Here is a 22,397-nt window from a genome sequence, read left to right as displayed (position 1 = left end):
CCCGTCGGGGCGGACGTGTCTCGTCAGACCTGACGAGGCACGTTGCCGTTGAGGCTGAACATCCACCGCATCACCTTGTGGCCCGTGTCGGACGTCGGTTCGAACATTAGCGGGCAGCCGCCGGCGATGACGGTGATCCCGTGGTCCCGGCCCCACCGGGCGGCATCCTCGGAGACACTGCCGCCGCCCGGGCCGCGGTGCATCCAGACCTGCTTGATGCCCAGTCCGGCGCACTCCTCGAGCGTTGCCTGCGCGCGATCGGGACGAGTGCCGATGACGACGGCCTCGACGCCGCCCGGGATGGAGGCCAGGTCCGGATAGGCATGATCTCCCTCGACCTGGTCCGTGTTCGGGTTGACCGCGTAGACCTCATAGCCCCGCTCGCGCATCCGCCGGTAGACGGCGTTGCTGCCGTGGGAGCCGGCATCGCGCGAGACTCCGGTGACGGCGACACGGTGACGGCTGAGGAAGTCGGCTGCGGCGTCCTTGATCGGTTGCATCTCGGTCCTCCCTCGCGCGCGGCACGTGGGCTGCGCCGCTCCTCGCCGATCCAGCCTGCTCCGACGGCCGCGGCCCCGTCAGGGCCGAAGGTCCTGTCGTGCGGTGGCGAGAGGGCCCGACCTGGCCTCGCTCACATCTCGGCGTGCAGAAGTCGATGCGCGCGTGCCTGCGCCGGGGCACTCTTGCTCGCATGAGACGGGGAGGGGTGAGAGTGCGGTCGGTCAGCGCGCTGGCGCTGGCTGTCGTCTGGGGCGCGGCATGCTCGGCGCCCCCGTCCTCGTGCGACCCGTGCGCGGGCCCGTCGACGTCGCGACCGCCGGCTCCGCTCACCACGACGATGTCCCTGGACCTCAAGGTCGGCGGCGAGCTGCCCCCCGAGGACGCTCGTGCACTCGCCGCCGGAAGCTCGCATCCGTGCCCCCTGACGATCCACCGCCCGGGCAACCGGCTGGGTCTGGCGATCGGCAGCGTGGTGCGGTTCACCGAGACCCGACCTGCCTACGGCCGGGCAGCATCGTCGAACCCCGCGACGGCCACGGTGACGATCGACAGGGCCGTCACGGCCTTCATCTATGCGGGACCGCACGTGGACGCTGCCGGCAACCTCGTCGGGGGCGGGTGCAGGTTCACCGGACGGGGTGTCGTCCCGAACGCGTCCGAGTGGCTGGTGCGGCTGCCCGACGGCACGTCCTTCTCGCACCGAGGTGCGTCCGCCGCCGCCGAGACGCTCGGTGCCACCTTCGGCGCCGGCTGAGCCTTCGCGCGACGTCGACGCCACGGGACCGCGAGCGGTCCGCTGCAGACCAGTGCGTCAGGTCCCGAGATAGGCGAGCGTGGCGACGACGAGAGCCGATGTGCCCGTGTCGAGCGTCGGCTGCACGAGCGGGGCGAAGAAGGGGGAGTGGTTGGGCGGCGCGTCGACCCCAGCGGCGAATCCGCCCATGCCCCAGTAGAAGTAGGGCGTGCCGAAAGCGTCCGGGATGCGGCTGAAGTCCTCGCTGGCCGTGACGCGGCCGAGGTCCACCACCCGTTCGGGGAAGTGCTCGTCGAAGGCGGCGCCGACCCTCGCGGCGACGTTCGCGTCGTTGGAGGTGAGGGGGTACTGGTCGTAGTACTCGAAGGTCGGCGGCTCCGGGGAGCCTGCCCCCTCGCACTCGGCGCGCACGATGCGCTCGATCGCCTCGAGTACGTGACGGCGCACCGCCTCGTCGTACGTGCGCACGTTGAGCAGCAGCACCGCGCGGTCGGGGATGATGTTGCTCTTCGTCCCGGCGATGCTGCTCCCGACGGTGACGACGGCGAACTCGCCGGGCTTGGTCTCACGAGCGACGATGGTCTGCAGGCGCAGGACCACGGAGGCCGCGAGCACGACCGGGTCGACGCTGAGGTGCGGCATCGATCCATGAGATCCCTTGCCGAACAACGTGATCCGCACACTGTCGCCCGCAGACATCACCGGCCCGACCATCGTGCCGATCATGCCGGCCTCGAGGCCGAGGACGTGCTGGGCGATGGCGACGTCGGGACGCGGTATGCGTTCGGCCAGTCCGTCCTCGAGCATGCCGTTGGCGCCGGACGCCGTCTCCTCCGCCGGCTGGAAGAGGGCGACGAACGTCCCGCTCCACCGGTCTCGACGTCCGGCGAGCAGCTCTGCAGCGCCGAGCAGGCAGGTCACGTGGACGTCGTGCCCGCAGGCGTGTGACACACCCACGGTCGCACCCGTCTCGTCGACCGCGGTCTGCGTCGACGCATACGGCAGCCCGGTCAGCTCCGTCACGGGCAGGGCGTCCATGTCCGCGCGAGCCAGCACCGTCGCTCCCGTCCCGTTGGTCAGCACTCCCACGACCCCGCCACCGGGACGGTGGACCTCGAAGCCCCAGGCCGCGAGCCGCGCGGCGACGGCGTCCGAGGTGCGCGACTCGTGACCGCTCAGCTCGGGATGGGAGTGGAGGTCGCGGTAGAAGTCCTCCTGCCACGCGCGGATGCGGTCCAGGCCGTCCAGCACCTCGTCAGCCGACGTCATCGCTGCTCCTCCCGCGCGGGGTCGGGTCCCTGACCGAACGTACCCGGCGGCGCTGTGACCGATTCTCCCGTCCGGTCAGCGGCTCGCACGAGGTAGCCGCCGAGGCCGAGCACCCGTTCCCTGCCGCCATCGGGGGCAGGGCGCCTCGTGACAGGGTGAGACGTCACGGGTTGCGCAGGACGGCACCGCCCGAGGTCTCGACCTGAGTGCTCGCCGGCTGACGCGTCAGGGTCAGGACGACGCCCCCGGAGGCCGAGCCCTTGAGGGTGCCGCTCACGGCGACGGAGCCCACCACGCCGCCACTGAGGTCGACCGTCGCGTTCGTGGCGCGGAGCCCACCCAGGTCGGGAAGCGCTCCGCCGCTGGCCGTGAGCGTGAGGTTGCCGGTGGTCCCGGCGAGCGTCGCCCGTGCGCCGCCGGACATCTGGATCGTCAGGTCCTTGGTTGTCCCTGCCGAGCCGGACGCGCTGGCGCCGCCGGACAGCTCGACCGCGGTCAGGTCGGGCACGCTGATCTTCACGATCAGCCCCTGGGCCGTCACGTAGCCGCGGGTGGTGTCGACCGTGAGGCGCGACCCGGACACGTCGGTCCGTGTGATGGCGGTGATGTTGGGCTGGGCCGTGACCACGACGCTCTGCGGCCCGGTCGCCAGCTGCAGCTGGATGCCGGCGCCGGCACTGACCTCGGTGAACGGCGCGACGCTGCGCGTCTCCGAACCGACGTCGCCGGAGCCGACGACCATGCCGCCCGTCGATCCCACGTTGCAGGCGGTCACCAGCACGACGACCCCCGCGGCCAGGGCGAGGCCGAAGGGGCGCCGTCGGTCGAGTCGCAGTCTGGTCCGTGACGTCATGGTTGCCTCCCTGCTCCAGCGTGCGGGGTGGCGGACCTGTCGAGGCAGGGACCAAGGTCCCGTGTCTCGCCCGCAGACGGTCGACCTCGGCGCTCGAGCGGCGCTGTCGTCCTGCGAACAGGGGCGAACACGGCACATGGGGCCCGTGCAGACGGAGCAGGCCAACCAGGGCAGCGGCAAGCGCCCCGGTTCTCGGCCCCCTCCCCAAAGGGTCGAGAACCGGGGCTGCCGCGACTCGTCCGCGGGGGACGAGACTGAGCCGGTGGCGGCATACCCCCCCCTGTGGCACGCACACCGCCAGCGCGGCCCCAAAGTTCCCGACATCCCACCCGTGGGGAGCCTCGAGCCAGCGACCGGCTCTGCCATGGTGACGTCTCCCGCAGGGGCAAGGCATCCGTCCGAGGGGGACCTCGAGGATCATCCTCCGGCGGAGGTCCTCGGGACGAAACAGCCCCGCGGGCGGTGGCGGCGTACTACCGTGGCTCCGCCTGCCACGGGTGACGGCGCAGGCTCGGGACCAGCGGTGGAAGGGCGATGACACGGTGCTGAGCGACTCCACGATCCGGGCACTCCGCTATGCCGACCAGGTGATCCACGAGGCCGACCGTGCCGACGTCTTCACCGTCTACGACGCGTGCCGGGCAGCGATCGGGGCCATCACCGTCCTCGACGACTTCTACGTGGCGCTGCTCCGCGAGGACGACCGTCGCATCTCCTACCCCTACCTCTTCAGCAACGGCAGCTACGCCGAGGCCGGCACGATGACCTACGGCCCCGCCGGGGTGGTGGCCTGGGTGGTCGCGTCCCGCAGGCCCTATCGCTACCAGGACGACCAGGGTGCGCTGCTGAACCGAGGGATCCGGTTCGGTGACCTCGAACCGTCCGCCGACGCCGTCGTCGTGCCGATGCTGACCGAGGGCCGCGTCGTCGGCGCGGTGGGGGCCCTCTCCGACACGCCGGGGGTGATGACGGACGAGGTCGTGGCGGCCCTGACGTGGCTCGCTGCGGTGCTCCTGGACCGGATCCAGGCCGTGAGCCCGCGTCGTCGGTTGAACCTCGGGGCCGTCTACCCGGAGCTCGAGGACGCCGGCCGTGCCGGCACGCTGATGGCCGTCAACCACGCGACGTCGGCCCTCACCGCGCTGGCCGCCGAGATCGAGCTCGTGGGCGGCCTCGACGACGCCGAGGAGCGCGCAGCGGCCCTGAGCCGGCTGAGCCGACGCTGCTTCGAGGTGCAGGCCGCGCTGATCACGCGCCTGGGAGGGCATGCGGACCCCGACGCGCAGCGGGAGCGACGGACCGACCCGCTGGAGGCTCTCTCGCCCCGCGAGCGCAGTGTCGTCGACCTCGTGACCGGGCCGGACGGCGACCCCGGGAACGCTGCGGTCGCCAAGGCGCTCGGCATCGGCACCGCGACCGTCAAGACCCACATGGCCTCGGTGCTGGCCAAGCTCGGGCTCGAGCACCGGAGCGAGCTCCGGTGGCTCGTCAGGAGCGGGGAGGACGACAGGGACGTCGGCCCTCCCGGCGCCACGACGCTCTGACCGCACGGACGTCGAGGCGGGGGCCGCAACGCCGATGGCGCCGACCGGGGAGGGTCGGCGCCATCGGGTGCCCGGGTGAGATCAGGCCCGGACGGGACGGCGGGGCGAGCGCCGGGTCAGAGACCGAGCAGGCGGTTGAGCAGCGAGGCGAGCCCGTTGATGCCGGTGCCGTCGAGCAGGCCGGCCACGGCACACAGCAGGTTGCCGAGCAGGTTGCCCGCCCCTGTCTGGCCAGTGATGTTCAGGACCACCTGGTTGAGGTCGACGTTGAGGCCCAGCACGTTCAGGTGCAGCGGCCCGAGCACGAGGTTGAGGATGTCGCACGAGCCCGCCGCCGTCGCGTTCTGGACCGTCGTCGTGACCGTCTGGCTCACTGGGACCTGCTGACCTGTGAGGGTCGTCAGGGTTCCGGTGACGAGCCCGGTGACGCCGAGCTGACCGTTCTGGTTGGTGAAGCCGGTCGGGCTGAACGAGCCGACGAACGTGCCGACCCCGGCGATCGTCTGGTTGATCGTCGAGGAGGCAGTCGCGCGGGGAGTGCTCGCTGCGGCTGCAGCGGTGGGCGCGGCCGTCGGGGCGGCGGAGGCGGAGACAGCCGGCACGAGGCCGAGGGCGGCGGTCGTGGCAAGCGTGGCTCCGGCGGCACAAAGCTTGGTGGTGAGCTTCATTCGGTGACTCCTTGATCGGGGTGCGAACGGCCTCGTGGGCCGTCGGTCACCCCTGAAGAGCCCTGAAGGCGCCCGTCATGACGTGATGATCCCTACTCGGGTTGCGGCCGGGTCGCCGGGCGTGACCTCTACTGAGCACGAAGCCCGACCTTGCGAACACCGACAGCCGCGGGGATCCCACGTCATGCAGCCGCGAGCAAGGCGTCCGCGCCGGGGTCTACGGATCGAGCACGCTCCGATGGGTCATGTCGTAGGCCCCCAGCATCTCGAGGAGAAGCTCGCCGGCGACATCCGTGACCGCGACGTACTCCTCGGGTCTGGTGTCCACCAGGACCTCGAGGGCGAGCTCCTGGTGCATCCGGCACACGTCGAGCAGGCTGATGCCGGCGGCGAACGCGCGGCGCCCGAGCTCGTAGGCGGACTCGCGCGCTGCCTCGTCCCGCCGGGGAAGGAAGCGCAGCAGCGTGGCGCGGTAGTCCTGCGTGAGGTCCTCGAGGGGCGACCGGCTGCCGGGACCGGTGGGACCGGTGGGACCGGTGGGCGCTGTGGGACCGGTCACCGGGAGCCGTCGCCTGCCGTCGACGACCGGCTCGGACCGGCGGGCAGAGCCTGCTCGGCCAGCAGCTGCAGGCCTTCTTCGAGATCAAGGGCGGTCGGCACGTTCCCGGTGCCCATCCCGAGCTGCACCATGGTGAAGGCCACCGCTGGCTGGATCCCGACGACCACCGTGAGCGCACCACGCAGCCGTGCCATCTCGGCGATGCGGCGCAAGGTCAGGGCTGCGAACGAGTCGATGACGTCGAGGGCGGCGACGTCGATGATGACGCCGCGCGACCGGTGCTCACCGATCTGGTCGACGAGGTCGTGCTCGAAGCGGACCAGCTCGGAGTCGTCGAGGGCAGTGTGGACCGATGCGATCAGGGTCGATCCCTGCCGCATGATCGACACCAGTGCCGGTCCGCCGTTCATCAGCTCGTGCTGCCCTCCCTCCGGGTCACGGTGTAGCCGAGGAGCCGCTCGGCCTCTTCGAGGCCGCCCTGCAGGTCGCCGATCGTGTTCATCTTGCTCAGGTCGACGCCGATGGTCACGAGCGTCTGGGCGATCTTGGGCGACAGCCCCGTGATGATGACGCTGGCACCCATGAGGCGTGACGCGTCGACGGTCTGCACGAGGTGGTTCGCCACCGCCTCGTCGACGTCGGGCGAGCCGGTGATGTCGATGACGACGACCTTGGCGCGGTGCTTGCGGATACCGGTCAGCAGCTGCTCGGTGAGCTGCTTCGCGCGCTCGCTGTCGAGCACCCCGATGATCGGCAGGATGAGCAGGCGCTCGCGGACGGGCAGCACCGGCGTCGACAGCTCGCGGATCGCGTCCTGCTGCTGACGGATCACGCGCTCGCGCTCGTCGACGAAGCTCACCGCGACGGTGTTGGCGATGCGGTTCGCAGCCGGCTCGTAGGCGTCGAGCACCTCGTTGAGCAGCGCGAAGTCCCGCTGGTACTTCTCGAAGAGCGATCGGGCGAGCACGTCGCGCAGGAGCAGCACGATGCCGACGACCTCGTGGGTCTCGACGCCGCGCGGGATGATCCGCTCTGAGAGGTCGCGGGCGTAGTGCTGCAGCGCCTCGACGCTCCCGGTCTCGAGGACCTCGACGTAGTTGTCGTAGACCGACGTCGTCTCGGCGGCCATCTCCTGCGGCGTCATCGCCGTCAGCAGGTGCGCCTGCTGGATCCGCTCGGCCCAGTCCCGACGCAGACGGGTGCGGTGCTCGCGCAGGTGCGACACGAGCTGGGAGAGCAGGTGCTCCCCGCCCTCGGGTCTGCTCTCTGCCTGGCCATCACGCCGCGGGTCGGAAGCGCCCGGAGCTTGGCGCTCCTCGGTTCGGTCATTCATCGTTGGTCCTCTCCCACTTCGTCATGGTGACGGTCGTCCCGTGTCCGGGCTCGCTCGCGATCGCGAACTCGTCCATGAGCCGACGCACCCCGGGCAGACCCAGGCCGAGTCCGCCGTACGTGCTGAAACCGTCGCCGAGCGCCTGCTCGACGTCAGGGATGCCTGGCCCACCGTCGCGGGCCACGATCTGGATGCCGCGGCGTGGGGCCTCGAGCAGCTCCAGCCACACCTGCCCCGAGCCGGCGAACCGGACAATGTTGCGACACACCTCCGAGACGGCCGTCGCGATGACCGTGAGGTCAGTGGGGCCGAAGGCGAGCCGCGTGGCGAGCTCGCGTGCCGCGACTCTGGCGGAGACGATGTCCGGGTCACCGCTGACGGCGATGCGCAGGCTGTCGTCGCGCTGCTGACCCCGCTCGAGGAGCGGCTGGCTGAGGCGTGAGCACGGCTCGCACTCCAGGAGGTGCTGGGCAGCCTGCACCTCGCGCTGGCGCCGTTGGTCGCCGCTGCTGAGGGCAAGCAGGACGGCCCGGCACCGGTCGGTGGGTGGGTCGACCTGCTCGACGGCGATGAGGTACTCGACGCGCAGGCGTGCCCGGGTCCGGTTGAGCTGCGCCGCGACGGCGCCGGCCGTGCTGCCGTCGCGCTCGGCGAGCGTGCGCGTGTCGGTGCCCTTGACCTCGTGGTCGAGGAGGGTGCGGCGCTCGCGCTCATTCAGGCGCGCGAGGGCGGTGGCCATCGCCGACTGCTCCTCGTCGAGAACGACCTGGGTCTCCGGCGCGTCGGGGGTGCTCAGGTCGAGGACGCGGTGCTGGTTGCGGCGCCGACGGTCGGCGTCCCGCCACATCGTGGCCACGACGTTGCGGGCCGTCACGATGGCATACGGCTCGAGCATGCCGGGCTCGATCGTCGAGGATGCCGCCAGGACCCGGGTCAACGTCTCCTGGACGAGGTCCTCGGCGGCGGGGTGCGCGCCGACCCGGGCGCGGACGATGCGGCGGACCATGGGCAGCAGGTCCGCGACGTCTTCCGCGCTGTGACCGGACGGCGGCCCGGCGCGCTCGGCTGCGCTCACGCCCGCTACGTACCCCTTGCCGCGTCCACCACGTCATCCCGTCGCCCACACGGCGTCGTCTCTGGTGAACCGCCCTCCGGAGGGCGGACCCACGGAAGGACGCACATGACCCTGTTGACGCTCGGTGCACCCGGGGTGGGCCTGCTGCTGATGCTCGCGCTCCAGCGCACGGAGGCGTGGCTGGGCGGGGACGACTCCGGGGGGCCGGTCGTCTCGCCGGATGCCGCACGACCCCCGCGCCTCGTGCGAGTGCCGCGTGGGCGCCCACGCCTCGTGCTGGACGGGGCTTGCGGGTGCGGCCCGGCACCCCGATCCTTGAGGCGTGGACCGTGCCGACGAGATGAGGTCCCTGAGCGACGTCCGGCTGCGACTGCAGGAGCACTTCCCCCAGCTGGATGCCGATGTGGTCGAGGCCGCAGTGCGGCTCGCGCACTCGGAGCTCACCGGCCCGGTGCGTGACTTCGTGCCGGTGCTCGTCGAGCACGCGGCGCGCGACCGGCTGGCCTTCGCGGTGCGTGACGACAGCGATGGGGTCGATCCCACGCCGTCCGCGGCGACGGATGGGTGACGCGTCCGTCGACGTCTGGGTGCGTGACACGGCCCTCGGGGCCGCACCCCCTGAGGGTGGGCGCGACGCCGACCGGCTCGACCCGCTCGACCCGCTGGACCAGCACGAGCGCGACCGCTGGGCCCGCCTCGGCGACGGGCCGTCGGCGAGGGCCTACGTCAAGCTCCACGTGCTGGCGAGGTCGCAGATCGGTCGGTTCCTCGGCCGGTCCCCTGAGTCGCTGCGCTTCGACCGGACCTGTCCGGACTGCGGCCGTCAGCACGGTCGCCCCCTCCTCGTCGACGACCCCGGGCTCCACCTGTCGCTGAGCCGGGCCGGGACCGTCGTCGCCCTCGCGCTCACTCGTTCCGGGCCGGTCGGCGTGGACGTGGAGCAGGTCGCCGGAACGCAGTTCGAGGGCTTCGGGCAGGTGGCCCTGCACGCCCGCGAACGCGGCAACGGCGGCGCCGTCGGCGGAGGCGTTGCCACCGCGAACGCCACGGCGTGGGTGCGCAAGGAAGCCGCACTCAAGGCCCTCGGCGTGGGGCTGCGCGTCGATCCCGCGTCGTTCGTCACGCCACGCGAGGGCGTCCTCGCGGAGGTCGTGCCGGGCCTGCCGTGGGTGTCCGTGGTCGACGTCGACGCCCCGACCGGGTGCGTTGCCGCCGTGGCCCTCGCCTCCGGCTCAGGGCCGCTCGAGGTCCGCCACCACTGAGTCGCCCGGTTCCCCGGTCAGGAGGCCGTCGTGACCGGCTCGAGCCGCGGCAGGTCGGTGCCCCACAGCCACTGCTCCAGGAGGTCCCTCGCCCGCCCGGCGGCAGCGGCGCCGCCTGCGGTGCCCGACGCGAGACGCACGTGCGCCTCGACGAGGTCGACGAATTCGTCCGTGGTGACCGACCCGTGCCGGTGCGTCGCCGTCCAGTCCCGCAGCACCTCGAAGAAGACGCCGTCGCCGACCTGCAGGCGCAGCGCGTGGAGGGTCAGCGCGCCGCGCTTGTAGACGCGGTCGTCGAACATCAGGTCGGGGCCCGGGTCGCCGAGGACGAGGTCCTGCGGCAGCCGGGCGAGGAGCGCCCAGTGACCCTGGGCGCTCGTCCGGACCGGGACGTCGTCCGCGTGGGCGGCCCACAGCCACTCGGCGTAGCAGGCGAAACCCTCGTTGAGCCAGATGTCGGCCCAGGTCGCCGGGGTGAGGCTGTTGCCGAACCACTGGTGCGCGAGCTCGTGGGCGACGAGGCGCTCGTGACGCCGGCGCCCGTCGAGCCAGTTCGGCCCGAAGGTCGCCAGCGCGTGCGCCTCGAGCGGGATCTCGAGGTCGTCGGCCGTCACGACGACGGTGTAGTCGTCGAAGGGGTACGGGCCGAAGAGCGACCCGAAGAGCCTGGTCATCTCGGGGAGTCGGGCGAGGTCGTGCATGACGGGACGCTCGTGGACCACGGGCAGCAGCACCGTGATCGGAACGTCTGTCGGGGGCAGGGTCCGCCGGACGTAGTGCCCGACGTGGACCGTCGCCAGGTAGGTCGCCATCGGCGCGTGCTGCTCGAAGACGCGGCGCGTCCGGCTCCCGCGGACCCGGGTCTCAACGAGGGTGCCGGTCGCCACGACGTCGTAGGGCGAGTCGGACTCGAACGCGAGACGGTAGGTGGCCTTGTGCCTCGGATGGTCGTTGCACGGGAACCAGGTCGAGGCGCCGTTGGGCTGCGCGGCGACGAGGGAGCCCTCGGTGAGCTCCTCCCAGCCGACGTCCCCCCAGAGCGTGCGCACGGGGCCGGGCGTGCCGGCATACGTGATCGCGACCTGGGTGCGCTGACCGCGGGGGAGCGGGGCGCGCGGGGTGACGAACACACGAGGGCCCCGGTGAACCCACTTGGCGGGGACGCCTCCCACGGCGACCTTCAGGACGCGCAAGCCGACGAGGTCGACGACGAGCCGGCGCACGTCCTCGAGCACGGTGACGTCGAGGACCGCCCGGCCCGTGAGGCGGTTGGTCGACACCTTGTAGTCGAGGTCGAGGTCGTAGTGCGTGACGACGTATGCCGGGTCGCCGCGGTCGGGCGTGTAGGTGTCGGTCAGCGCGTGGGCCTGTTGGACGAGGCTGCCGCTCATGGTGCGTCGGCCCGGACCGAACCGGACACCGGCGGGGGTGCCGCGACGTCCACGACCCCGACCCTGGCACCGCTCCACGACGCGATCGGGTTGCCCGTCCAGCGGGTCCCGCGGGGCACGGACTCGCCGCGCAGCACGAGGGAACCCGGGCCGACCGTCGCAGCCCTGCCGATGCTGGCCGCCGGGAGGATGACCCCGTTGGGTCCCAGGGTGGCTCCGTCCTCGAGCGTGACCGTGTCCATGCTCATGATTCGATCATGGAAGAGATGGGTCTGGAGCACGCAGCCCCGGTTGACGGTGGCGCCGTCACCCAGCGTCACGAGGTCCGCCTCCGGCAGCCAGTAGGTCTCACACCAGACACCGTGCCCGATGTGGGCGCCCAGGCTGCGCAGCCAGACGTTGATCGCCGGCGTGCCGGTAGCCGTCCAGGCGAACCACGGTCCGGCGACCATCTCGACGAAGGTGTCGACGACCTCGTTGCGCCAGACGAACGAGCTCCACAAGGGGTGCTCGACCGCGCCGATGCGCCCGACGACGACCCACTTCGCGAGGGTCGTCATGGTGGCGGCGACGGCTCCGGCGGCTGCGAGGACGACCCCGCCCAGGGCCGCGGCCCCGGCGAGGCCGGCGACGCCGACGAGCCACTGGAGCGCGATGAGGACGCTGACCGCGATCGCCACCGTCACCATGACGGGCACGATGCGGCAGAGCTCGACGAGCCCACGGAACACTTTGAGCCGCAAGGGTGGTGCAAAGGTCCGCTCGCCCTCCGAGCCCTGCGGCGGTCGTCGCAGCCGCACCGGTGGGCTGCCGATCCAGCTCGACCCGGCCTTCGCCTTCTGGGGCGCTGCCGAGAGCACGGCGACGAGTCCGTGCTTGGGCACGCGCCGACCTGGAGCCGTCATCCCGCTGTTGCCGAGGAAGGCCCGCTTGCCGACCTTGGCCGGGGCGATGTGCACCCACCCGTGGGCGAGCTCGTAGCCCGCGACCATCGTGTCGTCGGCGAGGAAGGCCCCGTCGGCGACCGAGGTCATGGACGGCAGCAGCAGCACCGTCGAGGCCTCGACGTCCCGGCCGACCGTGGCGCCCAGGGCGCGCAGCCACGACGGGGTCACGAGGCTGGCGTAGATCGGGAAGAGGAGGGTGCGCGCCTGGTCGAGGAGTCTCTCGGTTGCCCACACCTGCCATCCGACCCTGCCGCGCACCGGGAAGTAGCCCTCCCGCAGCCCGAGCCCGAGCAGCCGGACGAGCACGATGGTGACGGCGGCCAGGGTGATCAGCCCGAGCACCGTCACGACGGGTACTGCGGCGTATGCCGTCACGACGGCTTCGCGCGCCCCCGCCCTCGCCACGGCGCCGCCGACGAGCAGCACCCCGGGGAGCAGGGCGAGGAAGGGCAGGACCGACAGCACGACGCCGGAGAGCCCGTAGACCGCGAGCCACGCCCGCGCCTCGGGTGGTCGCGCGGTCGGCCACCCCGAGCGGCCGGGGCCGGTGACGCGCTGCGCCGGTGAGCCCGCGACGACGCGTCCGGGGCGCACCGACCTCAGGACGGTCGAGCCGGCCTCGACGACGACGTCACGTCCGATGTGGACGTCGGGGCCGATGGTGCTGCGGGCGCCCACGACCGCCTCACGCCCGATGTGGACCGGGCCGACGTGCACGACGTCGCCGTCGATCCAGTAGCCGGAGAGGTCGACCTCGGGCTCGATGCTCGCGCCGGCCCCGATCGTCAGCATGCCGGTGACGGGCGGCACGCTGTGCAGGTCGACACCCCGGCCGACCGAGGCGCCGAGCATCCGCGCGTAGTAGATGATCCACGGTGCGCCGGCCATGGTGATGGCGCCCATCGCGTCGGCGAACCGCTCGGCGGCCCAGAGTCGCAGCTGCACGCTTCCGCCCCGGGCGTACGTGCCCGGACGGACGCCGGCGAGCAGCGCGCGAGCTGCCAGGGCGGACAGGCCCATCCGTCCGAGCGGGCTGATGAACGCCACCCATCCGACCGCGATGGCCCACCACGAGACGGGCACGGACCAGGACGCGAGGTGGGAGAGCCGCAGCAGCTCGGTCAGCGTGACCAGGCCGACCAGCCACTGCAGGCCCTTGACGGTGAGGAGCACGACCGACACGACCGTCTGCACGAGCTGGGTGCGGCGGGGGATGCGCCGCACCGTGCGGTCGACCCGGGACGCGTCCCCGGTGTCCATCGTCTCGAGGAGGTCCGCCTGGGCGCCGAGGCGCGGGTGGGCGTGGACGTCGGCCACGGTGACCGTCGGGTAGCGCTCGCGCAGCAGGGAGACGAGGCGGGCCGAGGAGAGGCTGCCCCCGCCGTGGTCGAAGAAGTCGGCCGCGGCGGACCGCACCGTCGTGCCGAGCACGGCCGTCCACTGTGCGGCGAGCCAGGCGGCCGTGCCGGAGAGGTCGCTCGGCCCGTCGTCGTCGGAGGCGTCCGGCAGCGGCCACGGGAGCGCAGCCCGGTCGACCTTGCCGGACGTGCGCGTCGGCAGCGTCTCGACGACCGCGAGGACGGGCACGAGGGCGGCGGGCAGCTCCTCGTGCAGCCGGGCCAGCGCTGCGGTCCGGTCGAACGAGTCCGGAGCGTCGGGGACGACGTAGCCGACGAGGACCTGGCTGCCGGCGGTCGTGGTCCGCACGGCCGCCGCCGCCCCCGAGACCCGGGGCAGGGACTGCAGGGCCGCGTCGACCTCACCGAGCTCGATCCGGCGCCCACCGAGCTTGACCTGCTCGTCCGCGCGACCGACGAAGACGAGGCCGTCGGGGTCGTTCACGACGAGGTCGCCGGAACGGTAGGCGCGGTCCCAGCCGAGGGTGGGCATCGGGGCGTACTTCTCCGCGTCCTTGACCGGGTCGAGGTAGCGGGCGAGGCCCACGCCGCCGATGATGAGCTGACCGGTCTCGCCGACACCGACGGGCTCGTCGTCCGGGCCCACGACCGCGAGGTCCCAGCCATCGAGAGGCAGCCCGATCCGGATGGGCCCCGCGCCGTCCAGGCGGGCCCCGCACGCGACGACCGTCGCCTCGGTCGGACCATAGGTGTTCCACACCTCGCGCTCCGGGGTGACGAGCCGCTCGGCGAGCTCGGGCGGGCAGGCCTCGCCGCCGAAGACGAGCAGGCGGACCGGCTCGAGCGCCTCGGCCGGCCACAGGGCCGCGAGGGTCGGCACGGTCGACACGACCGTGACCTCCTGGGCCACGAGCCACGGCCCGAGGTCCATGCCGGTGCGGACGAGCGCGCGGGGCGCGGGCACGAGACACGCCCCGTGGCCCCACGCGAGCCACATCTCCTCGCACGAGGCGTCGAAGGCGACCGAGAGACCCGCGAGCACGCGGTCACCCGGTCCGATCGGGCTGTCCTGCAAGAACATCCGTGCTTCGGCGTCGACGAAGGCCGCTGCCGATCGGTGCGACACGGCCACGCCCTTGGGCACGCCGGTCGATCCCGACGTGAAGATGACCCACGCGTCGTCGCCGGTGCCCACCTCGGGCAGGACGCCCCGCGGCGGCCTGGCCGTGGCGCGCCGCGAGCCCCGGACGTCCGCGGGCACGGTGATCTGCCGACGCGCGCCCACCACCGCGGTCACCCGGGCCTCGCTGAAGACGAGGTCGGCCCGCTCCGGCGGGTCGTCGACGTCCACGGGGACGTACGCCGCTCCGGCGTGCAGGATGCCGAGGACGGAGACGTAGAGGTCGGTCGTGCCTGACGGTGCGCGCACCCCCACACGGTCCCCACGGCGTACGCCCGCGGCCGCGAGCTCGAGGGCCAGGCGTCGGGCCTGCTCGCTGAGCTCCGCGTAGGTCAGGACCGTCCGGGTGTCGTCGACGGCCGGCGCATCGGGGTGGCGCGCGGTGACGTCGGACAGCACGTCGACGAGCGTGCGGGGGGCGGTGGCTCGGGCGCCGGCCAGCAGGGGATCCACCACGCGCCCTCCTCGTCAGGGTCGACGCCCGACGCGTCGACCGCCACCCTGCCGAACCTAGCGCTGCCGGGTGAACGTACGGGGCTGCTCGCCCGAATCGTCAGCGGGGGTCGTTCTCGCTCACGCCGAGACGGACCTTGCCCTTGCTCGGGCAGTCGTCGACATGGGCGAGGGCGTCCTTGCGGGCCTTGTCGCGTGCCCGGCGCGCCGGTCCCGTCCAGTCGCAGCTCTTGCAGTAGCCGAGGACGAAGGCGCCGTCCTCGTGCGTGCTGTCCGCGTCGACGGGGCCGAGGGCGGCGTGGTGCTTGTGCCCCTCCGCGTCCTTCACCGTCAGGTCGTCACCACTGCGCTTGAAGAACCGCGGGCCTCGTCCTGACTTCGCCATGCGGACATCGTCCCCCACCCCTCCGGGTGGCGACCAGCGAGGGCCCACCCAGCGGATGCGACGCCCCCGAGGAACTAGCCAGCGCGCGGCTTCCTTTCGTAGGCTTGCAACGAGCCCGACCCGTGGCCCGCCCCGTCGAGAAGAACCACAGGAGTATGCCGTGAGCCAGCGCCGTGCATCTGTGTCGGAGTCGGAGTCCCAGTCCGACCCCCAGTCCCACTTCCAGTCCCAGACCCGACCGGAGACGACGGAGGAGTACCTCCTCGAGGCCCTCGAGCGGCTGGACGACTCGGAGATGCGAGCCGAACACCTGACCCACGCCCTGCTGCACTCCCGGACCATCGGGGCCGCGATCGGGGTGCTCATGGCGATGGAGAAGATCACCGAGGCCGAGGCGTTCGACCGCTTGCGCGAGGCGAGCATGGCGCAGAACCGCAAGCTGTACGTCCTGGCGCAGGAGGTCGTGGACGGGGGCATGCTCTAGACCCTCAACCGCCCCCGGCGAGTGCGCGTCCTAGCCGCGGCTGTGCGGCCAGACGTCGACGGTGCCGGTGTCGATGACGTCGAGAGCGACGTCGTGCAGCTTGCGGTTGGTGTTCTGGCTCGCGATGCGCAGCAGGTCGAAGGACTGGTCCCTCGTCAGCCGGTGCTGACCCATGAGGACGCCGACGGCCGTGGCGATGTCGCGGTTGGAGACGAGCGCCTGCTCGAGGTTCCGCGTCCGGTCGGCGAGATGGGCCACCGAGACCGCCTGCGCGGCGTGGGTCGTCAGCAGCAGGCCCTCTGCCAGGTCGTGGTCGTCGAAGGCGCCCACCGCGTCGGCGTAGAGGTTGAGGCCGGCGATGACACCGGCGGACTCGAGCCGCATGCGGTAGGACAGCATGCTGTGTATGCCCAGCTCCGCGACCACGCGGCGGCCGTACTCGGGCCAGCGGTCGTCGGTCTCGAGGTCCTTCGGCTGGAAGATGGCCCGGTCCACGATGGCGTCCACACAGGGACCCGAACCCAGCTCGTACTGGATGCGGTCGGCGCGCCGCGCGAGGTCGTCCGTGGCAGCAGCCGTGACGAACCGACCGTGCTCCAGTGTCGTGATGCTGGCGGCCCGGGTCGTCGGCACGCGCTCGACGGCCAGCTTGAGGACGGCCTCGTAACGGTCGGGGTGCGGTGAGTGGGAGAGCTCGTCACCCAGCTGCTCGAAGTCCTCGGCCACGCGGCGCAGGTGGTCGGCGACGTCGGTCCTGCTCGTGTCGTTCATCGGTCTGGCTCCCGTCGTGACGAAGGTGGAGGCGCGGTCCGCGTCGACCCCCGGGTCTCCTACCCGTGCCGCCTCGCGGTGCAACGGGGACACGTGGGGGCGATGGGAGAACCCCGGGGAACCGGGTACGGGCGATCGCGTGGAACCCATTCCAGAGACCAGAGAAGCCCTGCGCCGTCTCTCCGAGGCCGGTGACGACCAGCTCGGCCCCGATCTCGAGGAGGCCGCGACGGCGCTCCGGCAGCGGATGCCGGGACTCGTGGGTTTCAGCATCAGCGTCATGGAGCAGGACGTCACCTTCACCTACCTGACCAGCGCGCTGTCCGTGGCCCGACTCGACGCCATGCAGTACCTCGACGGGGGTCCCTGCGAGGAGGCGGTCGACAGCGGTGAGGCCGTCGCGACGCAGCACGACGACCTGATGGACGAGGGCCGCTGGCAGCTGTTCGCACGGGCGAGCGGCAACTCCGGTGTGGCGAGCACGCTGTCGCTGCCGCTGCTCGACGGCCCGCGGGTGGTCGGAAGCGTCAACATCTACGGCGCCGAGCCCGACACCTTCGAGGGCCGACACGACGAGCTCGCCGGCCTCTTCGGGGCCTGGGCCCCGGGGGCCGTCACCAACGCCGACCTCGCCTTCGACAGCCGGCTCCGTGCCGCCCGCTCCGTCGAGCGCCTCGAGGACCTGGCGCTCGTCGACCTGGCGGTGGGGGTCCTCGTCTCCGCGCACTCGATCCCTCAGGACGAGGCCCGGCACCAGCTCGAGGAGGCTGCCGCCCGCGCGGGCGTGACGGTCGTCGCCGTGGCGCGCCTGCTGGTGGACGTCGGCTCCGGGGAGGGTAGGTCCCACCCATGATCGACACCGTCATCCTCGACGTCGACGGCACGCTCGTCGACAGCAACTACCACCACTCCATCGCGTGGGCCCGTGCGTTCGGGCGGTACGACCTGTTCCCACCGCTGTGGCGCATCCACCGGGCGATCGGCATGGGCGGGGACAGGCTCGTGGCCGAGGTCGCGGGGCAGGTCGCCGAGGACGAGAACGGGGACGCACTGCGGGACCGGTGGACCACCGAGTTCGACCAGCTCATCGGCGAGGTCCGGCCCTTCGACGGCTCCCGACACCTGCTCGAGACGCTGAAGCAGCGTGGCCTGAGCGTCGTGCTGGCGAGCTCGGGTCAGCCGCAGCACGTCGAGGCCTTCCTCGACCTCTTCGACGGGAAGTCACTGGCGGATGCCTGGACCACCGCGGAGGACGCGGAGGAGAGCAAGCCGGCAGCGGACCTGCTCCTCGCGGCGATGGACCGCGTCCACGGGTCGAGTGGCGTCATGGTCGGCGACGCGACGTGGGACGCCCAGGCAGCCCGGGCGGCAGGGCTGTCGTCGATCGGACTGCGCACCGGGGGCTTCGGTGAGGACGAGCTGCGCGGGGCCGGTGCGTCAGCCGTCTTCGACGGACCGCAGGACCTCACGGACGCGCTGACGGAGGGGTTGCTCGACCGTTTCTGAAGGCCCGGAAGGGGATTCGCGTTTACCCGGGTGGTCGAGGGGTACATCTCTGGACAGGACGGCGCACAGCATCCTGACGCTCAAGACAAGGGCCGACTTCAGGACTGCGCCGATCCCGGAAGGGCAACAGACCCATGACCGACCGAATGACAGAACGATTCGACACCCCCGAGGCCCCCAGCACGTTCGAGACGGACGTGCCCGCCTACGGCAGCGCCGACCTGGACGCGACCACCGGTTCGGGCGAGACGGTGACCCGCTCCGCGGCCGTCGACGAGGTGACCCTCGGAACCGGGGGACGTGCCGGCTACGCCGATGACTCCAGCGCCAAGGACCGTGCCAAGGAGCACGCCGGTGCGGTGGCCCAGGACGCCAAGGAGAGCACCAAGAGCGTGGCCTCCACGGCCGCGACGGAGGCCAAGGACGTGGCCCACGAGGCTCGTACGCAGCTCCGTCAGCTCTTCACCCAGCTGACCGGTGAGGCGACCGACCAGGCCTCCGGTCAGACCCAGCGTGCGGTCGGGGGCCTCCGGTCCCTGAGCAGCGAGCTGTCCGGCATGGCCCAGAGCCAGCAGGGCGAGTCCGGCATGGCGACCGACCTGGCGCGGCAGGGCGCTTCGCGTCTCGACGCCGCGGCCAGCTGGCTCGAGGGCCGCCAGCCGGGCGAGATCCTCGACGAGGTGCGCTCCTTCGCCCGTCGTCGTCCCGGTGCCTTCATCGCAGGCGCTGCCATCCTCGGCCTCGTCGGGGGCCGCATGACGCGCGGGCTGACGGGCGACTCGTCGAGCAGCGACACCCCGTCCTCGTCCGCGGCGGCCACGGGCACCGGCACCAGCAACGGCGCCGGCACCGCAACCCCTGGTGCCTATGGCAGCAACACGGCGTACGCGGGCGACACGGCATACGTGGCCGAGCCCGTCGATCTCGAGGGCACCGACCCGACGCGGGTCGACGCCGGTATCGACCCGGCCGCCTACACCCACCCCGGTCCGACCACAGGGGTCCTCGGGGAGTCGCGATGAGCACGGCGCTCCCGGAGGAGCAGTACCGCAGCGCGCCCACCGAGCCCACCGGTCACGAGAAGGCGGACCAGGCCTCGATCGGTGAGCTGGTGGCCGACGTCAGCCAGGGTCTGTCGACCCTGCTGCGACAGGAGATCGCGCTGGCTCGGGCCGAGGCCAAGCAGTCCGTGACCCAGGCCGGCAAGGCCGGCGGCAAGTTCGGCGGTGCCGCGCTCGCCGGCTGGATGGCCGTGCTGTTCCTGTCCCTCGCGGTCTGGGAGTGGCTCTCGTCCGCTCTCGACAGCCGGGGCTGGGCAGCCGTCATCGTCATGGCCGTCTGGGCCGTCATCGGAGCCGTGCTGTACAGCCTCGGTCGCCGAGACCTGAAGAACATCCAAGGCATGGAGCGCACCGTGGAGACCACCAAGCAGGTCCCCGAGGCGCTCAAGGGACACGAGGAGACGTTGTGAGCACGAACTACCAGTCGACCAGCGAGGACCCGGACGTCATCCGGGCCGACATCGAGCGCACGCGGAGCGAGCTGAGCCGTGACGTCAACGCGCTCGGCGAGTCGGTGACCCCGGGCCACATGGCGCGAAAGGGCGCCGACAAGGTGAAGGACCGGGCTGCCGGGCTCAAGGACCAGATCATGGGCTCGGCATCGGACGCCGGTCACGCCACCTCCGACAGCGCGTCGTCGATGGCCTCGAGCGTGGGCGACACCGCGCACGGTGCGGCCAGCAGCGTCAAGCGCCAGGCTCGCGGAAACCCTTTGGCCGCAGGGCTCGTCGCTCTCGGGGCCGGCTGGCTCCTCGGCTCCCTGCTACCTGCGAGCAGCAAGGAGACCGAGATGGCCGAAGCGGTCAAGGACCGTGCGGCGCCGGTGCTGGACGAGGCTCAGTCGACGGTCAAGCAGATGGCCCAGGAGGGCGCCGAGCACCTCAAGGAGCCGGCCCAGGAGGCCGTCCAGGCAGTGAAGGACCACGCCCAGGACTCGGCCCAGACGGTCAAGCAGGAGGGCCAGTCCGCGGCGCAGGACGTCGGTGAGAGTGCCAGGAGCCACGCCCAAGAGGCTGGCAGCTCGGCCGGCTGAGCTCGCCTGACCCACGGCACGACGACGACGGCTCCCGACGCAACCCGCGGTCGGGAGCCGTTCTCGACCTACCGGGGTGCCCGCACAGGTGCCAGCGGCGTCGTCCCGCGCACGCTCCCGGTAGCCTGACGACGGTCGGCCACCCTTCCCCCACCTGACTCGGAGACACCAGAACGTGACGTCGCAGCCTGACTGGAGAAGCGGAACCCCCCACCCCACGGGCGGTTACGACAAGGTCATCGTCGCTCGCGGGGACACTCTCTACTTCACGGCGGCGCGGCTGCACCGCCTCGACGGGCCGGCCGTCGAGGCCGAGGACGGCTCGGTGCAGTACTGGGTGTCCGGCCAGCGGCTGACGGAGCAGGAGTTCCGCGACCGCGCAGCGCGCCCGCAGGGCTGACTCTCCCTCCGTCGCCCGAATCGCCTGGCGCAGCGGGCCCTGAGCACGCTACCGCTGGGCGGCGTTGTACGCGTTGACGATCGCCTGGGGGATGCGGCCCCGGGCGGGTGCATGGTGACCGTGCTCGGCGGCCCAGGCGCGGATGAGCGCGTTGCGGGACTCGCCGACGGCGGGCAGCACCGTCGTGGAGCGGGTGCGCGTGCCGGGCTCGGTGCGGCGCTCGTCGCCGGCGTGCCTAGCCATGGCGACCCACCCGTCGAGACTCGAGCGGAGCTGGTCCGCGTGGGCCTCGGACAGGTCGATCTCGAAGGAGAGCCCGTCGATGCCGAAGGTCACCGTCTCGGTGGCGTCGGACCCGTCGAGGTCGTCGACGAGGGACACGATGGTCTGACGCATGGCTGCAGCGTAGTGCGCAGCGGACCGGCCGCGACGCAGCAGTGGCCGTGTCGGGGCTCGCTGCAGGGGTGGTCGAGGGCGTCCGGAACGCAATGTAAGGTAAGCCTTACCTACCAGCGAGCCGTCCCTGCGACCGGCTCGCCTCTCGGACCACGAAGGCAGCTCACATGACCTCCCGTTCCCATACCTCCATCGGCGTCGCCATCGCGACGGTCGGCGTCCTGGGCCTTGCGGCCTGCGGGTCCGGCTCGTCCGCGGACGGCGGATCGACCGGCGGCTCGGGCAGCATCACCGTCTACAACGCGCAGCACGAGAGCCTCACCCAGGAGTGGGTCGACGCGTTCACGAAGCAGACCGGCATCAAGGTCACCGTGCGCAACGGCTCCGACACCGAGCTGTCCAACCAGCTCATGCAGGAGGGCGCGGCATCGCCGGCCGACGTCTTCCTCACCGAGAACAGCCCGGCCATGACGCAGGTCGAGAACGCCGGCCTCTTCGCCGACGTCGACAAGGCCACGCTGGACCAGGTCCCCGTCGAGTTCCGCCCGTCCACGGGGAAGTGGACCGGCATCGCGGCCCGCTCGACCGTCCTCGTCTACGACAAGCGCAAGGTGCAGCCGAACCAGCTCCCCGCGTCGATGCTCGACCTCGCCAAGCCCGAGTGGAAGGGCCGCTGGGCCGCGTCGCCGTCGGGCGCCGACTTCCAGGCCATCGTCTCGGCGCTGCTCGAGCTGAAGGGCGAGGCCACCACCAACGAGTGGCTGACGGCGATGAAGACCAACGCCAAGGCCTACAAGGGCAACAGCACCGCGATGAAGGCCGTCAACTCCGGCGAGGTCGAGACCGCGTTGATCTACCACTACTACTACTACGGCGACCAGGCGAAGACCGGCGAGAACTCGGCCAACCTCGGCACCCACTACTTCAAGAACCAGGACCCTGGGGCGTTCGTCTCGGTCTCCGGCGGCGGGGTGCTGAAGTCGTCGAAGAACGCCGCGGCCGCCCAGTCCCTGCTGAAGTTCATCACCGGCAAGACCGGCCAGGAGGTGCTGCAGAAGGGCACGTCCTTCGAGTACGCCGTCGCCTCCGGCGTGCCCTCGAACCCGGCGCTCGTGCCGCTCAAGGACCTGCAGGCCCCGAAGGTCGACCCTGCCAAGCTCAACTCCGCCACGGTCACCGATCTGATGACTCAGGCGGGTCTGCTGTAGTTCTCC

At 71.9% G+C, this 22,397-nt stretch carries 25 protein-coding genes; 12 read left to right on the top strand and 13 right to left on the bottom strand.

Translation table 11 applies throughout. From position 1 onward, the window contains the following. Positions 1-23: 23 nt before the first annotated feature. Positions 24-500, bottom strand: a complete 477-nt coding sequence (locus tag ABD831_RS00945; RefSeq protein ID WP_142176847.1) for a CoA-binding protein — start codon at positions 498-500, stop codon at positions 24-26. A gap of 338 nt (positions 501-838) precedes the next feature. Between ABD831_RS00945 and ABD831_RS00940 the strand changes: the two genes are divergently transcribed. Continuing rightward, positions 839-1,255 (top strand): hypothetical protein, encoded by a 417-nt coding sequence (locus ABD831_RS00940; protein WP_344940212.1) that lies wholly within the window; start codon positions 839-841, stop codon positions 1,253-1,255. A 57-nt stretch (positions 1,256-1,312) separates the two neighbouring features. Here the strand turns inward: ABD831_RS00940 and ABD831_RS00935 are convergent, their stop codons facing one another. Next, positions 1,313-2,524 (bottom strand): amidohydrolase, encoded by a 1,212-nt coding sequence (locus ABD831_RS00935; RefSeq protein WP_344940209.1) that lies wholly within the window; start codon positions 2,522-2,524, stop codon positions 1,313-1,315. A 163-nt stretch (positions 2,525-2,687) separates the two neighbouring features. Next, on the bottom strand, positions 2,688-3,377 hold the full coding sequence (locus ABD831_RS00930) for a GIN domain-containing protein (RefSeq protein WP_344940207.1): 690 nt from the start codon (positions 3,375-3,377) through the stop codon (positions 2,688-2,690). A 497-nt stretch (positions 3,378-3,874) separates the two neighbouring features. Between ABD831_RS00930 and ABD831_RS00925 the strand changes: the two genes are divergently transcribed. Continuing rightward, positions 3,875-4,921 carry a LuxR C-terminal-related transcriptional regulator gene (locus tag ABD831_RS00925; RefSeq protein ID WP_344940204.1) on the top strand — a complete coding sequence of 349 codons (1,047 nt, stop codon included), beginning with the start codon at positions 3,875-3,877 and terminating at the stop codon, positions 4,919-4,921. Positions 4,922-5,037: 116 nt separating this feature from the next. Here ABD831_RS00925 and ABD831_RS00920 read toward each other — a convergent pair whose 3' ends face one another. From ABD831_RS00920 to ABD831_RS00900, 5 genes are all read right to left on the bottom strand, one after another. Continuing rightward, positions 5,038-5,589 (bottom strand): ABC transporter substrate-binding protein, encoded by a 552-nt coding sequence (locus ABD831_RS00920; RefSeq protein WP_344940201.1) that lies wholly within the window; start codon positions 5,587-5,589, stop codon positions 5,038-5,040. A gap of 217 nt (positions 5,590-5,806) precedes the next feature. Continuing rightward, positions 5,807-6,148: a phosphatase RsbU N-terminal domain-containing protein gene (locus tag ABD831_RS00915; RefSeq protein ID WP_344940198.1), complete on the bottom strand. Its 342-nt coding sequence runs from the start codon at positions 6,146-6,148 to the stop codon at positions 5,807-5,809. After that, complete coding sequence (locus tag ABD831_RS00910) at positions 6,145-6,558, bottom strand: STAS domain-containing protein (RefSeq protein ID WP_344940195.1); 414 nt, start codon at positions 6,556-6,558, stop codon at positions 6,145-6,147. Before ABD831_RS00910 ends, ABD831_RS00915 begins: the two co-directional genes overlap by 4 nt. Continuing rightward, the gene (locus ABD831_RS00905; protein ID WP_344940192.1) at positions 6,558-7,481 is read right to left on the bottom strand and encodes an STAS domain-containing protein; all 924 of its coding nucleotides are present in this window, start codon (positions 7,479-7,481) and stop codon (positions 6,558-6,560) included. Before ABD831_RS00905 ends, ABD831_RS00910 begins: the two co-directional genes overlap by 1 nt. Continuing rightward, entirely contained in the window at positions 7,474-8,556 is a 1,083-nt protein-coding gene (locus ABD831_RS00900; protein WP_344940189.1) for a sigma-70 family RNA polymerase sigma factor, read from the bottom strand. The genes ABD831_RS00905 and ABD831_RS00900 overlap by 8 nt, the downstream gene beginning before the upstream one ends. A gap of 322 nt (positions 8,557-8,878) precedes the next feature. On the opposite strand from ABD831_RS00900, the gene ABD831_RS00895 reads away from it, so the two are divergent. Continuing rightward, positions 8,879-9,124 (top strand): three-helix bundle dimerization domain-containing protein, encoded by a 246-nt coding sequence (locus ABD831_RS00895; RefSeq protein ID WP_344940186.1) that lies wholly within the window; start codon positions 8,879-8,881, stop codon positions 9,122-9,124. Then, positions 9,117-9,818 (top strand): 4'-phosphopantetheinyl transferase family protein, encoded by a 702-nt coding sequence (locus tag ABD831_RS00890; protein WP_344940183.1) that lies wholly within the window; start codon positions 9,117-9,119, stop codon positions 9,816-9,818. Before ABD831_RS00895 ends, ABD831_RS00890 begins: the two co-directional genes overlap by 8 nt. A 17-nt stretch (positions 9,819-9,835) precedes the next feature. On the opposite strand, the gene ABD831_RS00885 is transcribed toward ABD831_RS00890, so the two are convergent. From ABD831_RS00885 to ABD831_RS00875, 3 genes are all read right to left on the bottom strand, one after another. Continuing rightward, positions 9,836-11,209, bottom strand: a complete 1,374-nt coding sequence (locus ABD831_RS00885; RefSeq protein ID WP_344940180.1) for a M1 family metallopeptidase — start codon at positions 11,207-11,209, stop codon at positions 9,836-9,838. Beyond that, on the bottom strand, positions 11,206-15,150 hold the full coding sequence (locus tag ABD831_RS00880) for a Pls/PosA family non-ribosomal peptide synthetase (RefSeq protein WP_344940177.1): 3,945 nt from the start codon (positions 15,148-15,150) through the stop codon (positions 11,206-11,208). The genes ABD831_RS00885 and ABD831_RS00880 overlap by 4 nt, the downstream gene beginning before the upstream one ends. A gap of 97 nt (positions 15,151-15,247) precedes the next feature. Continuing rightward, a complete protein-coding gene (locus ABD831_RS00875; RefSeq protein WP_221628611.1) occupies positions 15,248-15,532 on the bottom strand; it encodes a hypothetical protein in 285 nt (94 codons plus the stop codon). Between the two features lie 160 nt (positions 15,533-15,692). Here ABD831_RS00875 and ABD831_RS00870 point away from each other — a divergent pair, with 160 nt between their 5' ends. Beyond that, positions 15,693-16,016, top strand: a complete 324-nt coding sequence (locus ABD831_RS00870) for an ANTAR domain-containing protein (protein ID WP_344940171.1) — start codon at positions 15,693-15,695, stop codon at positions 16,014-16,016. 30 nt (positions 16,017-16,046) lie between these two features. On the opposite strand, the gene ABD831_RS00865 is transcribed toward ABD831_RS00870, so the two are convergent. Next, positions 16,047-16,787: a GAF and ANTAR domain-containing protein gene (locus ABD831_RS00865; RefSeq protein WP_344940168.1), complete on the bottom strand. Its 741-nt coding sequence runs from the start codon at positions 16,785-16,787 to the stop codon at positions 16,047-16,049. Positions 16,788-16,926: 139 nt separating this feature from the next. Here ABD831_RS00865 and ABD831_RS00860 point away from each other — a divergent pair, with 139 nt between their 5' ends. The 6 genes from ABD831_RS00860 to ABD831_RS00835 all read left to right on the top strand — a co-directional run bounded on the left by ABD831_RS00860 (position 16,927) and on the right by ABD831_RS00835 (position 20,787). Beyond that, positions 16,927-17,640 (top strand): GAF and ANTAR domain-containing protein, encoded by a 714-nt coding sequence (locus ABD831_RS00860; protein ID WP_344940165.1) that lies wholly within the window; start codon positions 16,927-16,929, stop codon positions 17,638-17,640. Then, entirely contained in the window at positions 17,637-18,293 is a 657-nt protein-coding gene (locus ABD831_RS00855; RefSeq protein WP_344940162.1) for an HAD family hydrolase, read from the top strand. The genes ABD831_RS00860 and ABD831_RS00855 overlap by 4 nt, the downstream gene beginning before the upstream one ends. Positions 18,294-18,439: 146 nt before the next feature. Further along, the gene (locus tag ABD831_RS00850) at positions 18,440-19,315 is read left to right on the top strand and encodes a hypothetical protein (RefSeq protein ID WP_344940159.1); all 876 of its coding nucleotides are present in this window, start codon (positions 18,440-18,442) and stop codon (positions 19,313-19,315) included. Next, a complete protein-coding gene (locus ABD831_RS00845; RefSeq protein WP_344940156.1) occupies positions 19,312-19,764 on the top strand; it encodes a phage holin family protein in 453 nt (150 codons plus the stop codon). The genes ABD831_RS00850 and ABD831_RS00845 overlap by 4 nt, the downstream gene beginning before the upstream one ends. Continuing rightward, positions 19,761-20,387: a DUF3618 domain-containing protein gene (locus ABD831_RS00840; protein ID WP_344940153.1), complete on the top strand. Its 627-nt coding sequence runs from the start codon at positions 19,761-19,763 to the stop codon at positions 20,385-20,387. Before ABD831_RS00845 ends, ABD831_RS00840 begins: the two co-directional genes overlap by 4 nt. A gap of 175 nt (positions 20,388-20,562) precedes the next feature. Continuing rightward, entirely contained in the window at positions 20,563-20,787 is a 225-nt protein-coding gene (locus ABD831_RS00835) for a hypothetical protein (RefSeq protein ID WP_344940150.1), read from the top strand. A 48-nt stretch (positions 20,788-20,835) separates the two neighbouring features. Here the strand turns inward: ABD831_RS00835 and ABD831_RS00830 are convergent, their stop codons facing one another. Then, complete coding sequence (locus ABD831_RS00830) at positions 20,836-21,183, bottom strand: histone-like nucleoid-structuring protein Lsr2 (RefSeq protein ID WP_344940147.1); 348 nt, start codon at positions 21,181-21,183, stop codon at positions 20,836-20,838. A gap of 167 nt (positions 21,184-21,350) precedes the next feature. Here ABD831_RS00830 and ABD831_RS00825 point away from each other — a divergent pair, with 167 nt between their 5' ends. Beyond that, a complete protein-coding gene (locus ABD831_RS00825; protein ID WP_344940145.1) occupies positions 21,351-22,391 on the top strand; it encodes an iron ABC transporter substrate-binding protein in 1,041 nt (346 codons plus the stop codon). The last annotated feature ends 6 nt before the right edge of the window (positions 22,392-22,397 follow it).

The sequence above is a fragment of the Terrabacter ginsenosidimutans genome, assembly GCF_039539425.1.
Lineage (GTDB): Bacteria > Actinomycetota > Actinomycetes > Actinomycetales > Dermatophilaceae > Terrabacter > Terrabacter ginsenosidimutans.
The sequence above is the reverse complement of the archived record's forward strand: the minus strand, read 5'-3'. Positions and strand labels throughout refer to the sequence as shown.